Origin of the sequence: Halotia branconii CENA392 (assembly GCF_029953635.1) — a bacterium.
GTDB classification, from domain to species: Bacteria; Cyanobacteriota; Cyanobacteriia; order Cyanobacteriales; family Nostocaceae; genus Halotia; species Halotia branconii.
In genome coordinates this window covers 4,037,793-4,050,166 of sequence record NZ_CP124543.1, presented here as the reverse complement: position 1 = coordinate 4,050,166, position 12,374 = coordinate 4,037,793, and the positions used below count along the sequence as shown (strand labels likewise).

Below are 12,374 nucleotides of genomic sequence, written 5' to 3'. Positions count from 1 at the left end.
ACTAGGGGCTAGGGGCTAGGGATTAGAGTAGTGTATTCCATCCCTATTAAGACTGCTAGATCATCTAATCAATTTGAATTGCCGTGGGGGCGCTTCCAGATCCAGCTGTAGGGATTAGCGGTTTACGAAATTGGGTATAGAGGCGATCGCGCCAAGTGAAGAATAATTCATAATTGGGATTATGCGCTAAGGCTGGAACTCCTTTACCTCGGATTGATGCTGGTAAATCTAAATATGACCCTTCAGGAAATTTTAAGATCATTGATAAACCTGCTACTGCCAAGTCAGCTAAAGTCGGTTCATCCCCAGTTAAATAAGGACTATCTGTCAATAATAAAGTTAACGCTTCTAAGTCTTGCTTTAAGTCAGCGATCGCTGATTTAATCGCATCTGGACTATAACCTACCCCAAATCCTAAAGCTGTAAGTAAATCACTGGGTACTCCTCCTACTAGGGTTTTGAGTACGTCTGGTGTTGAGGTGGGTAATAAGGATTTGCGGAAATTTTGATCTTGACTAATCGCAGAGAATAAAGCTTTCCTACCTTTAATGCCTATTGATTCATCTGCCCATTCTTCTATCAATAAACATAAACCCTTTTGCTTTGGGTCTTTTGGTATTAATGGGCGTTCTGGATATTCTAAGTCTAAATACTTAGCTATTTCTGTGGAATCAGCAATATATTTATTACCATCTTTCAAGACTGGAACTTGTCTTTGACCAGTTAGTCGGAATAATTCTACTTGTCCGATTCCAGGCGCAACCTCTATTTTTCGATAATCCAGCCCTTTAAAATCTAGAATTAGGCGTACTTTTTCTGAATATTGAGATAGTTCCCATTGGTATAATTCTAACATATTGATACCTGATAAGTAATTGCTCAATCAACTTTATCATTGTATCTTTAGTTATAGCTATTTTCCGAGTAAAACAATCAATATTATTGCCAAAATAATTGACGAGAAAATAGATTTTTCTAGCAATCTAGTCATTTAATCGAAAAAAGTATGCTTTGTTTGGTGAGAAGATCAACTAATTCAGTTAATTGACTATACAGGCATACATCAACTTAACTGATTAATCTTCCAGTATCACTAGTCAAGTTTGTTTCCATTGCTTGTAGCATACTTTTTCTAGGATTTTTTAAGTTTACCTAATTTAATCTGACCATCTAGGAACTTTTTTAGCATCAGCCTACGTCTCATATACGTTAGCACCTTTTGATATATATGCAATTATTCCAAAGATAAGTAGCTAATTTAACAATTTCACTGTGAGTTATTTTTAACTTGTAGTTATGAATCTACTACTGGTAAGATTTATTTCTCCAATAACTCATATTCTTTGAGAATTTAGTCTGGCATGAGGAAAGATGAAAATTATGCTGCAAACAATAGCTAGTCAAGCTGAAGAGTAAATTGGATTAATTGACATTACCTAGATGTTAAAGATCCGTGATTAGAGAGCCTTACCAGGAAATCATAAGTTTGCCAAAAAATCTTACTTCTATGGTTAGATTTTGTGCGTAGCAAAATGTTATAAGTCTTTATGTAACTTGTGTAAAATCAAAACAAACAAAATTTATGAAGGCAAATTACAGCAAATTGTTGAACGGCTTGGCAAGTGTAGTAGGAGTAGCAGGCGTTAGTCTGTTGATAACTTTGCCATCTAAAGCAAAAGAAGCAACAAATCCTCACCCCAGTATTTTTAGTGAAGCTCCTTATACTCAAATTCAAGTTGAGCCTGTTTCAGAAAGCACCAAAAGCACAAAGCAAATAGCCCAAGGTGGCGGAAACAGCCCATTAAATCCTCGGCCTAGTATTTTTGATGAGCCTCCTTATAACCGTGGTAGTCAGACTACCCCTAGCGAAACTGCACCCACCCCACCAACTACTACCCCGGAAGAAACACCTACTACACCCCCAAGCGAAGTACCAACTACTGAAACTCCTACTCAAGACAAAAACTTAGTAGCGATCGCAGCGTCAAACAGTTCTTTTACAATGTTAACCAAGGCATTAAAAGCAGCTGGATTAACACAGACTCTTGAAGGTAAAGAAGACTTCACAGTTTTTGCACCGACTGACGCTGCTTTTGCTAAATTGCCACAAGATGCAGTGCGAGATTTATTAAAGCCAGAGAATAAAGAAGTACTAGTAAAACTTTTAACCTATCATGTTGTGCGTGGTAAGGTATTGTCCACCGATTTAAAATCTGGTGAAGTGAAAAGCATTGAAGGTGGTGCTATCAACGTCAAAGTTGATCCTAGTACTGGCGTGGTTGTCAATGATGCCAAAGTTGTTAAAGCAGATATTACAGGTAGTAACGGTGTAATCCATGCAATTGATCAGGTGATGTTACCTCCTGATTTGTAGAACGACAGCGTTAGTTATATCTGTAGTAAAAATAACTTAAAAGATGAAAATAACCCGTTCAGATGTTAGATTTGAACGGGTTTTTCTATTCAGAAACGCACATCTGCGCCTCCAGCAGATGTGCGTACTTCATAATTTATCGGTTGACGGTACTCATATCAGGATAGCGATCGCCTGCGGTAATACCTTTAGGTGCAGCGGTTTCAATCTGATTTAGCTCGTCTGGAGTGAGAACAATCTCGGTAGCTGCAATGTTGTCTTCTAAATAAGTGCGTCGCTTTGTACCAGGAATCGGTACAATATCTTCACCTTGAGCCATTAGCCATGCCAAAGCTAGTTGACTAGATGTAACTTGCTTGTGTTCAGCAATTTCCTTGACTTTTTCTACTAATTGCAGATTTTTAGAGAAGTTCTCGCCTTGAAAACGCGGGTTATTTCTACGGTAATCATCTGCTGCTAGGTCTTCAAAACGAGTAATGGCTCCTGATAAAAACCCACGACCAAGGGGACTGTAGGCCACAAATCCAATTCCTAATTCCCGTACAGTCGCTAGAATTTCATCTTCTGGCTCACGAGTCCACAGTGAATACTCTGATTGTAGGGCGGTAATTGGATGAACTGCTTGCGCCCGTCGAATTGTCGCCGGGGCAGCTTCTGATAGTCCCAGATAACGAACTTTACCTTGCTGTACTAACTCTTTCATTGCTCCGACAGTATCTTCTATCGGCACATTTGAATCAACTCGATGTTGATAGTATAAATCAATCACCTCTACTCCCAAACGTTGGAGTGAAGCATCGCAAGCTTGATGAACATATTCAGGTCTGCCATTAACTCCTTTCCAGCCACCGTCTTCGGTACGAACATTACCAAATTTGGTTGCGAGTACTACTTGATCTCGACGATCTTTGATTGCTCTACCGACTAATTTTTCGTTGGTGAAAGGCCCATACATATCAGCAGTATCGAGAAAATTTAATCCCAGTTCTAACGCCCGATGGATAGTAGCGATCGCTTCTTGTTCATCACGACTACCATAAAATTCAGACATTCCCATACAACCAAGTCCCAATTGGGAAACTTCTAGCCCTTGACTGCCTAGTTTTCTAGTTTTCATTGAATAATTTCCTGATTAGAACACTTCAGAATTATCCCCGTTTTTACAACTCAGTCATCTATTATTAGAAGTATTTCTTGATACAAGATCAAAATGGCGTAATTGTTTGTAAATGCAGTCTTTTTTCTAACTGCGGATGCTCAAAGTAAATTTCCCTAGCGTGGAGATGTAACCGATCAGCAACAGCGTTACATCCATAAAGGCGATCGCCTAAAATAGTTACCCCAAGTCCTCGCGCATCAGCCGCATGAACCCTTAACTGATGGGTGCGTCCTGTTAATGGTGTAAACTCTACACGAGTGTAGTCTTTTGACCTCGCTATGACTCGAAAGTGAGTTATACTCGGTTTTCCCTGTTGCCAATCAACTTGTTGATAAGGGCGATTTTGCGGGTCTTTCCACAATGGTAATTCAATTACACCTTGTTCAGTATTTACAACACCGCTAAGTACGGCTTCATAAACTTTGTGAATTTGTCTTTGCTGAAATTGCCGACTGAGTTGACGATGGGTGAAGCGATCGCGCGCTAACAATAAAATACCAGAAGTTTCTTGATCAAGGCGATGTACAGTCGCCAGTGTCATACCATCCGGTAATAGATTACGTAAACGACTCAGCACACTATCTTGGCGATCGTGATAACGACCAGGCACTGATAATAACCCAGCGGGTTTATTGACAGCAATCAACCATTCATCTTCATAAATAATCGGGATGTTTACTTCTTCATTTTGAGGATTAATTTTCAATCCTGAAAGCAAAAACCCCATCAACGGTTGACAACGTTCTGCACAAGCTCCATAAAATTGTCCCTGAATTTTGTCTTGATTGGGCGAGGAAGATCCCCACCAAAACTCTGCCATTGCCAAAGGTTTAAGATTATGTGTTGCTGCATAGTGCAATAACTTGGGGGCGCAACAGTCGCCTGTACCTGTGGGTAAGCCCATCGGCATTAATTGCTGCAATGATAAGGATACCCCTGAAAAGTTAGTCAGGCTGTAAGCAGCGTGCATTTGAGCTTGTAATTGGCGAGATAGTACTTGACGCTGTTGTTTTAGTTCCTGTATCCGCAGTTGTGTTGTTGTAATTGTCTGCTTGAGGGGTTGCAATATTTCATTTTGCTGGCGTTTGAGTTGTCGGCGCTCAATTTTCTGCTGACGGCTTTGGCTGTCGAGTTCTGCAAGCGCAGTAGTTAACGCTTCTCCTGTTAATGTTTTACAGATTAGCTGACGTTTTTCGTGTCGTTGATGCTTGCAATGTCGATGGCGATCGCTTATTATTTGCAGTTGCTGTTCAAATTTATGACATAAGTTTTTGTATTCCTGCCATTCTGGTAGATGCTTTAAAGTAATTAACTCTTGCTTGATGGCATCCAGTTCAGCCAAGGTGCGGGCTTCTTCTACAGCAACTTCATTTCTACCTGGAATTGGTGGAACCCATCCCTCAACAACACTTTTACCGTTCAAAAGACCAGAAAAAGCTTTTAATACTCGTTTTTCGCCTGTAGATAGTTCAACTAATAACACCCCATACATTTTGCCTTCACAAGAATAAAGGTGATTGTTGACCAGATGTTGCATTAAATTATATGCGATCGCTTCTGCCAAAGAAGTCCGAGGTAATCTTAAGCGATCGCCAGTTTGAGGACAATTCCCTTCGTAATAATAAGTCAAGTCGTTAAACATTCATGCAAGAAGTCTCATGATCAAACCACAACTGAGCGAAAAAGTTCAAGAACTAATCCGAAAAGCCCGGATTGTCAGCTTTGCAACTTGGCAAAATACCCATCCAGCAGCAGCTATCCAGCTATTTCAGGCAGCCGACGATCAAGGACGTTATCTCACAGATGAAGATTGTCAGCAACTGCAAAACCTTGTACCAGACACAGCAGAATTGATTTTAGTTACAGAAATGCTGCGCGATCGCGTCAATGATATCGTTGACGAAGCTAGAGCCGAGGTCTTAAAAACCTTTCCTCATATTACCCAACCAAGCGGCGGACTCTACCCCCCAGAACGAGCTGAGGCTTGCTGGCGCGACTTTTGGCACTTTTTGCGCTGCATTACCTACGGCATTGCTGGAGGACACACCGATTACACCAGTGCAGAAGGCTTGCACTACATGCAACTACTTTATCAAGAATTGCAAGTGCCTTTAGATGCAATGGTAGTAGGATTAGCAGGTATCAAGACTGCAAGTTTACAGCGCGTGGAACCACAGCAACAAGAAATGCTTGCCCCCTATTTCGATCACCTGATTAAACAATTAAAACAGTTCCAAAATTAGAAAATTCGAGTTACCAATTAACAGTGAACAGTAATTGATAACTAATTTAAGTTAGGCTGGAATCAAAGATTTTATAAACGAAAAATAAAAATTGTGAACGATATACTCCAAGGGCGGATGCTGCTTTCCCACAACTTTGATATTACAACGGACATCGTACCAGCCCTTAGTCGGGAAGAGTTTACTAAAGTGTTTCAAGAGGGCTTGATTGCTGATAAAAACATTAAATGTCGTCCGGTGAATAATCCTCATTGGATTGTAGAGGTTTTATTTTCTCCAGAGGAATTTTCACCCCAGCAAGTAGGAAAATTATGTGCTGATGCGCTAGCACAGAAGCGGCAGACACAAGGCTCATCAATTCCTGAGATTCTCATTTTAGGTGGCATCAAAACAACTCCTCCCACAAGCACTTCACCTGATGCTCTACAATTAGGAGAATGGGGCGTAGATGTAGTAGAAACACTTGCCTCAAAAGCATTTTTACAAGCGATCGCTTGGGATGCCACCATCGCCCAAAAGCCCGCTGACAGCATTTTTAAAGTTGAACTAAACAAGGGACTAGGGGCTAGGCAAGAGGCAGGGTAGGAAAAGGGGCTAGGAACTAGGGGCTAGAGGCTAGGAAAGAGGCAGGGTAGGCAAAGGGCAGTGAACAGTGAAAACTGATAACTGGTAACTGTCTATGCCCCATGTCCCATGCCCAATGCCCAATGCCCCATGCCCAATGCCCAATGCCCCATGCCCTATGCCCAATGCCCCATTCCCAAATTTTTATTATGTCTCTTAACAATGAACTAATTCGAGCGATCGTCAGAGGTGATACCACCAGCACAGAAGCGTTATTAGCGCAAGGTGCAGATGTCAATACAACTGGTGGTGTAACAGCCGTTGGAGCCAGTAATACTGCCCTGATGTGGGCAGCCACAGATGGATATCTGGAGATTGTGAAGCTATTGCTTGCTCACAATGCTGATATAAATGTCAAGAATACGGCAAATTACACTGCTCTCATGTATGCAGCCGAATCAAACTATAGAGAAATTGTTTCACTCTTACTTGATCATGGAGCCAATATAGGCGATCGCAATCACTATGGGGAGACAGTACTGATGTCGATGGCACGTCACGGGGAAACTGATATAGTGCAGCGTTTGGTGACAATGGGAGCTGAAGTCAATGCCACTAATAAAATTGGCGATACGGCATTATATCTTGCTGTAGACAATGGTCATCCATACACTATGAAGGCACTTATCGATCTGGGTGGTGAGGTGAACACCGAAAATCTAGGTGGTTGGACTCCTTTAATGATGGCATCAGCACGAGGTGATTTAGAAACAATGACAATTTTGCTAGAAAACGGTGCAGATTTCCGTCCCCAAAATCGCTGGGGGGCAACAGCATTGAGTGAAGCCCGAAAATCTTTTCGTTCCTCTCAAGCAGCAGAGATTTTGATTAAAGCAGGTGCAACAGAATGAAGAAATGGGGCAGGGTGCGGGGTGCAGAGGGGAATGAAGAAAAATTACCTCTTTCTCCTTTTCTCCCTGCTCCCTGCCCCCCTGCCTCTTTCCTAGCCTCTAGCCCCTAGTTCCTAGCCCCTTTTCCTACCACAGTTAATCCACACAACCGATAAGCGCTTTAATTAATTAATAACATTAAGTTTTGTAAAGTAAAATCATCAAGATTCATAAATCTTCATGTCTTTGGTTACAGACTCGTATGAAGATGATCATAACAAAGCGTATAAAACCCCGAAAAATTTTATAACATATCGGGGTAAAGTCTCTTATGGAGAAATTTCTGCTTTGTGATCAAACAAATCAATCCAGCAGCTTAATTTGGCTGGATAAACAATCTGAAATTTCTTCACTTTTTGAAACAAATTTCTTAAACTCTCTCGTTAACGCAGGAGATATCGTTAAATGCCTTTTGGACCAGCTTCACGCTTAGGGGTCAGCTTATTTGATGAAACCCCCCCCGTAGAATGGGTTCCCGGTCGCTCACAAGAAGAAACAGAATCAATTATTCAGGCAGTCTACAGACAAGTGCTAGGCAATGCCTACGTCATGGAAAGCGAGAGGCTTGCCGTACCAGAGTCGCAGTTCAAGCTGGGTATGTTCAGCGTCCGCGAATTTGTGCGTGCAGTAGCAAAGTCTGACTTATATCGTTCCCGCTTTTTTACCAGTTGCGCTCGTTACCGAGCGATCGAACTAAACTTTAGACATCTTCTAGGTCGTCCTCCACTCGATTTGGAAGAAATGCGGATGCATAGCACCATTCTCGATACTAAGGGATTTGAAGCCGAGATTGATTCTTATATCGACAGCGACGAATACCAAAACAACTTCGGTGAAAACTTTGTACCTTACATCCGAGGCTACAAAACTGATGCCCTTCAAAGTATGGTTCAGTTTACCCATACCTTCCAATTAGTTCGTGGTGCTTCTAGTAGCAGCCTGAAGGGCGATTTAGCAGGGAAGAGTCCCAAACTAAATTCTTTAGTTATTCAGTCAATTGCCACTCCAGTAGTTTCACCTGCTAGCGATGGCGCAACCTTCCGTACACCAGCAGGAACTTCTCGCTCTCGTCAAGGAGTAGGTGCTAGTGCCGATGGTAAGGTTTATCGCATTGAAGTCACTGGCTACAGAGCAAAAGCTGTGAACGCAGTTTCTAAATTCCGCCGTTCTAACCAAGTCTTTTTAGTACCCTACGAAAAATTATCGCAGGAATACCAACGGATTCACCAACAAGGTGGTGTCATTGCCAGTATTACAGCTGTCTAGTCAGTAGTAGGCTGCAATACCCAACGAATTAGCTGGTAATTGGTAGTTTGTAATTGAAAATCAGGACTCAGCACTGATATAAACTGTTACACATTACCGTTTACCAGATCCTTGATATGAATTTAAGCAAACCAAAAAATTGAATCATTTTTAGGAGATAGATGGCAATGGCATCACCCGCAGTTTTTGAACTTATGTGGTCTACCGACAGTTTAGAAAACACTCAAACTATAATTCGGGCAGTTTACAAGCAGGTTTTAGGAAATCCTCATGTGATGGAGAGTGAGCGTTTAGTAGCGGCTGAGTCGCAGCTGTGCGATCGCGCCATTTCTGTGCGTGATTTTGTGAGAGCCGTTGCTAAATCGGATTTCTACCGCACCCGCTATTTTGAATCCTGCGCCCCCTACCGTTTTGTCGAGTTGAACTTTAAGCACCTACTCGGTCGCGCCCCCCAAGATCAAAGAGAAATTTCTGAACACATCGTTCGTTGTGTCGCTGAAGGCTATGAAGCTGAGATTGACTCCTACATTGACAGCGATGAATATCAGTCAGCCTTTGGTGAAAATATTGTGCCTTACTCTCGCGGTAAAAATAGCGAAGCCAATATGAAGCAAGTAGGCTATAACCGCACATTTGCTCTGGATCGCGGCCCTGCTCAAATTGACAGCGCTGTCAAGTCTTCTCAATTAGTCTACTCAGTTGCTAGTAATTCTACCAATTCCATCAAGCCATCTTCGGCAACTGTGATTGGCTCAGGTAGTGAAAAGCAATTTAAAATTGTTGTTTCCGGCTCAAAATTTGACAGTCCTCGTCGCGTTAGTACCACTGAATATATTGTTCCCGCTAGCAAAATGACCCCACAAATCCAGCGGATTAACCGCACCAGTGGAAAAATCGTTAGCATCACCGAAATCGCGTAAACCCAAATAGGGTGGGCAATGTCTACCCTATTTGTCTATTTAAATAAAAACTTTTTCAATTCAACCAAGCAAGGAGAAGAAGAAGCAGGGGGAGCAAGTGAGGCAGGGGAGGCAGGGGAGCAGGGGAAGCAGAGGAAGAAGGGAGACAAGGAGACATTATCTTTACCCCAATTCTCCAATTCTCCTTGTTTCTAATTCTTCTTCATCCCCTCTGCACCCCGCACCCTGCCCCGGTAGTTGAGTTTCTACACTTCGACAGGCTCAGTGCAGCGCTGCGCGGCAATCGAGTTTCGACTACGCTCAACTGCCGCGAAGTCGAGATTCAACTACCGCGTAGTCGAAACACTGCCTCTTTCCCATGCCCTATACTTCGGCTTCGCTCAGTACAAGTGCCCAATTCCCAATTTCAATTGATGAACATTACAGAATTTGTTGAGCGTTCTATTGGGCGGTGGCGATCGCAGCGCAGCGTCCATCACTTGGCTTTTGGTCACTTTGAAGCCGTACAATCAGTAATCGACATTGTTGCCTTGTCTCCAGATGATCCAGCAGTTATTGACCTGTGCAAATCCTATAATATTGATACTCAAATAATTGTGTCTCCATTTCGGATGAGTTGGGAAGGTCAATCAGACTGGGATGAAAATGAAGTTCTCAAAGGCAGTTGCATCTTAGTTCCTGTTCCTGATGGTGAACACCCCAATCGTGGTCAACTTCTGCGTGACCAAGGTTATGCAGAGACGATGGCAGCGGCCGGTACTTATTATTTAACTGAAGATGAAACCTTTGTCTTAGTTACAGGATATGATCGCGCAGCCGCAGAAGAAAAAATCTGGTTTATTAATCCTAATGTCCGCTGTCGAGTTTCTTTAATCAAAACTAGTGCTAATACAGGCGTTGTTACAGCTTCATTTTCTTCAGAAATCCGCCAAGAAATTAAATCAGTGAACACTTCGACAAACGGTAGTTGAATCTCGACTTCGCTCGATTGCCGCGTAGTCGAAATTTAGTGCATCGCAGTTAACACTTATCAAAAATCGATATCCAAATTTAGTCAATCCATAATAATGACTACTCCACTGCATAACTCTGAGTCTAAATCCCATGATTTAGTGACCCTGGCTCGTTGTATGGCAGGGGATTTCAGTAATTATAAACAATCTTTTGAAAATCCTAAAAATTATGCTCATATCCATGTTTTTTTTCGTCCATTGCCCTTTGAGTTTTTCTCTGGAATTGGCTTCTATTCTGAGCAAGTTTATGACTACGATTTGTGGAGTCCCTATCGTCAAGGTGTACATCGGCTAGTAGATAAAAAAGACCATATTTATGTTGAAAACTACGGTCTAAAAAACGCCTTTCTTTATGCCGGTGCGGCGCGTAATTCAGACATCCTCAAGACTATTAACAACGACTGCATTGAGCGACGGTTTCACTGCGGCATGATTTTTCAGCGAGACGGTGATCTGTTTCGAGGCAATGTAGAACCTGGAAATTTATGTTTGATTGAGCGTGATGGCTGCCAGACTTACCTAGTGAGCGATGTTGAAGTCACAGAAACCACTTGGGTTAGCCTCGATAGAGGTATGGATGTTAATACCAACGAACAGATTTGGGGTTCAACCTTCGGGCCCTTGCGGTTTGAAAAACGAGAGAGTTTTGCCCATGAAGTCCCAGCTATCATGTAACGCTTCTTTGAAGAGTCTGGAATCAGTTGAAGCAAAAATGTTGCCACCAGAAGCTCAAAAAAAGATGCAATGTTGGCTCCGCAGCCGTCATTTGATTTGTTCAGGTAATTTTTTTATTTTTGAAACGGTAGACTATAGCGCCGTCGAGCGTTTTTCTGACTGCGTTGCCGCATTAGGGGGAACTGTAATTTCGGTTGAACCGATTGATAAACTATGGATGGGAGATCATCGCCAAGTTTTTTTATATCGTGCTAAAGCCAGTTTGCATACTCCTTGTCATAACCTGAAGCAATATTGGTTGAAATATGGCAGCTTTCGCACACGATTTGATGGACAGGCATAAAATAAATGGGGCATGGGAAGGAGGAATTGGGGCAGGGTGCAGGGTGCAGAGGGGATAAAGAAGAATTGGGGAAAGATAATGTCTCCTTGTCTCCCTGTCTTCCCCTGCTTCCCCTGCCCCCCTGCTCCCCTGCTCCCTGCCCCCCTGCTTCTTCTTCCCCTGCCCCTCTGCCCCTCTGCCTCTTTAATTATGGAACTCAATCAAATCGAAACAAATCTGCAAAATCCAGATTTTAAGTATCGCCTTGATGCGATCGCAGCTCTTAAAGATTATCCCCCAGAAGTAGCTTTGCCTTTACTCACTAAGCACATCCAAGATCCAGAATTTTTGGTGCGATCGTTTGTTGCTAGAGGATTAGGCAAACAGCAGACATCTGAATCTTTTGCTGCTTTACTCCAAATGATCAAGTTTGATAATACTCCCAATGTGCAGGCAGAAGCTGCTAACTCTCTATCTTTGTTTGGCAGGGTTTCAGCTTCCCATTTAGTAGAAGCATTTTTTATGAATGATCACTGGTTGTTACGCCGCAGCATCTTAGCAGCTTTAATTGAACTGGAGTGTCCTGAAGAATTATTTGAGGTTTGCATCCAAGGATTAGCAGGGGAAGATGCAAGTGTAGAGGAAGCATCTGTTGAAGCACTAGGAACTTTAGCTGGCTCTCGTCAACATCAAGCTGCTTTATCCCAGCTTTTGATACTCAAAAATTCCGAGTCCGAACGCATTCGGGTACAGGTTGCTTACGCTCTGAAACATTATGATGAACCTGATGCTAAAGAAGCTCTGGCTCAACTAAGACAAGATACCGATCATCGTGTAATCGGGGCGGCAATGGAAGATTTGATCTAATTATTTAAGATAAAATTTATG

Annotated in this window: 13 protein-coding genes; 10 read left to right on the top strand and 3 right to left on the bottom strand. The window is 42.4% G+C overall.

The window, feature by feature from the left end; translation table 11 throughout:
* Nucleotides 1-64: 64 nt before the first annotated feature.
* Nucleotides 65-856: a glutathione S-transferase family protein gene (locus QI031_RS17790; protein ID WP_281480986.1), complete on the bottom strand. Its 792-nt coding sequence runs from the start codon at nt 854-856 to the stop codon at nt 65-67.
* Between the two features lie 726 nt (nt 857-1,582).
* Between QI031_RS17790 and QI031_RS17785 the strand changes: the two genes are divergently transcribed.
* Nucleotides 1,583-2,374 (top strand): fasciclin domain-containing protein, encoded by a 792-nt coding sequence (locus QI031_RS17785; protein WP_281480985.1) that lies wholly within the window; start codon nt 1,583-1,585, stop codon nt 2,372-2,374.
* 136 nt (nt 2,375-2,510) lie between these two features.
* Here QI031_RS17785 and QI031_RS17780 read toward each other — a convergent pair whose 3' ends face one another.
* Both QI031_RS17780 and QI031_RS17775 read right to left on the bottom strand, forming a co-directional pair.
* Nucleotides 2,511-3,491: an aldo/keto reductase gene (locus QI031_RS17780; protein WP_281480984.1), complete on the bottom strand. Its 981-nt coding sequence runs from the start codon at nt 3,489-3,491 to the stop codon at nt 2,511-2,513.
* Between the two features lie 88 nt (nt 3,492-3,579).
* On the bottom strand, nt 3,580-5,175 hold the full coding sequence (locus tag QI031_RS17775) for an RluA family pseudouridine synthase (RefSeq protein WP_281480983.1): 1,596 nt from the start codon (nt 5,173-5,175) through the stop codon (nt 3,580-3,582).
* A gap of 16 nt (nt 5,176-5,191) precedes the next feature.
* On the opposite strand from QI031_RS17775, the gene QI031_RS17770 reads away from it, so the two are divergent.
* The 9 genes from QI031_RS17770 to QI031_RS17730 all read left to right on the top strand — a co-directional run bounded on the left by QI031_RS17770 (nt 5,192) and on the right by QI031_RS17730 (nt 12,353).
* Complete coding sequence (locus tag QI031_RS17770; protein ID WP_281480982.1) at nt 5,192-5,776, top strand: phycobilisome protein; 585 nt, start codon at nt 5,192-5,194, stop codon at nt 5,774-5,776.
* A 93-nt stretch (nt 5,777-5,869) separates the two neighbouring features.
* Nucleotides 5,870-6,361 carry a DUF2656 domain-containing protein gene (locus QI031_RS17765; RefSeq protein WP_281480981.1) on the top strand — a complete coding sequence of 164 codons (492 nt, stop codon included), beginning with the start codon at nt 5,870-5,872 and terminating at the stop codon, nt 6,359-6,361.
* A gap of 188 nt (nt 6,362-6,549) precedes the next feature.
* A complete protein-coding gene (locus QI031_RS17760) occupies nt 6,550-7,251 on the top strand; it encodes an ankyrin repeat domain-containing protein (protein ID WP_281480980.1) in 702 nt (233 codons plus the stop codon).
* A gap of 444 nt (nt 7,252-7,695) precedes the next feature.
* Nucleotides 7,696-8,556 (top strand): phycobilisome linker polypeptide, encoded by an 861-nt coding sequence (locus tag QI031_RS17755; RefSeq protein WP_281480979.1) that lies wholly within the window; start codon nt 7,696-7,698, stop codon nt 8,554-8,556.
* 167 nt (nt 8,557-8,723) lie between these two features.
* Nucleotides 8,724-9,476 carry a phycobilisome rod-core linker polypeptide gene (locus tag QI031_RS17750; protein WP_281480978.1) on the top strand — a complete coding sequence of 251 codons (753 nt, stop codon included), beginning with the start codon at nt 8,724-8,726 and terminating at the stop codon, nt 9,474-9,476.
* Between the two features lie 413 nt (nt 9,477-9,889).
* Nucleotides 9,890-10,447: a phycobiliprotein lyase gene (locus QI031_RS17745; RefSeq protein WP_281480977.1), complete on the top strand. Its 558-nt coding sequence runs from the start codon at nt 9,890-9,892 to the stop codon at nt 10,445-10,447.
* Nucleotides 10,448-10,543: 96 nt separating this feature from the next.
* On the top strand, nt 10,544-11,164 hold the full coding sequence (locus tag QI031_RS17740) for a chromophore lyase CpcT/CpeT (RefSeq protein WP_281480976.1): 621 nt from the start codon (nt 10,544-10,546) through the stop codon (nt 11,162-11,164).
* Nucleotides 11,142-11,507 carry a CpeR family transcriptional regulator gene (locus QI031_RS17735; protein ID WP_281480975.1) on the top strand — a complete coding sequence of 122 codons (366 nt, stop codon included), beginning with the start codon at nt 11,142-11,144 and terminating at the stop codon, nt 11,505-11,507. Before QI031_RS17740 ends, QI031_RS17735 begins: the two co-directional genes overlap by 23 nt.
* Nucleotides 11,508-11,696: 189 nt before the next feature.
* Nucleotides 11,697-12,353 (top strand): HEAT repeat domain-containing protein, encoded by a 657-nt coding sequence (locus QI031_RS17730; RefSeq protein WP_281480974.1) that lies wholly within the window; start codon nt 11,697-11,699, stop codon nt 12,351-12,353.
* The last annotated feature ends 21 nt before the right edge of the window (nt 12,354-12,374 follow it).

What these genes read in the sequence shown, in the direction of transcription:
- QI031_RS17790 (WP_281480986.1), bottom strand. Translation starts at nt 856, where the DNA reads ATGTTAGAATTATACCAATGGGAACTATCTCAATATTCAGAAAAAGTA.
- QI031_RS17785 (WP_281480985.1), top strand. Translation starts at nt 1,583, where the DNA reads ATGAAGGCAAATTACAGCAAATTGTTGAACGGCTTGGCAAGTGTAGTA.
- QI031_RS17780 (WP_281480984.1), bottom strand. Translation starts at nt 3,491, where the DNA reads ATGAAAACTAGAAAACTAGGCAGTCAAGGGCTAGAAGTTTCCCAATTG.
- QI031_RS17775 (WP_281480983.1), bottom strand. Translation starts at nt 5,175, where the DNA reads ATGTTTAACGACTTGACTTATTATTACGAAGGGAATTGTCCTCAAACT.
- QI031_RS17770 (WP_281480982.1), top strand. Translation starts at nt 5,192, where the DNA reads ATGATCAAACCACAACTGAGCGAAAAAGTTCAAGAACTAATCCGAAAA.
- QI031_RS17760 (WP_281480980.1), top strand. Translation starts at nt 6,550, where the DNA reads ATGTCTCTTAACAATGAACTAATTCGAGCGATCGTCAGAGGTGATACC.
- QI031_RS17755 (WP_281480979.1), top strand. Translation starts at nt 7,696, where the DNA reads ATGCCTTTTGGACCAGCTTCACGCTTAGGGGTCAGCTTATTTGATGAA.
- QI031_RS17750 (WP_281480978.1), top strand. Translation starts at nt 8,724, where the DNA reads ATGGCATCACCCGCAGTTTTTGAACTTATGTGGTCTACCGACAGTTTA.
- QI031_RS17745 (WP_281480977.1), top strand. Translation starts at nt 9,890, where the DNA reads ATGAACATTACAGAATTTGTTGAGCGTTCTATTGGGCGGTGGCGATCG.
- QI031_RS17740 (WP_281480976.1), top strand. Translation starts at nt 10,544, where the DNA reads ATGACTACTCCACTGCATAACTCTGAGTCTAAATCCCATGATTTAGTG.
- QI031_RS17735 (WP_281480975.1), top strand. Translation starts at nt 11,142, where the DNA reads ATGAAGTCCCAGCTATCATGTAACGCTTCTTTGAAGAGTCTGGAATCA.
- QI031_RS17730 (WP_281480974.1), top strand. Translation starts at nt 11,697, where the DNA reads ATGGAACTCAATCAAATCGAAACAAATCTGCAAAATCCAGATTTTAAG.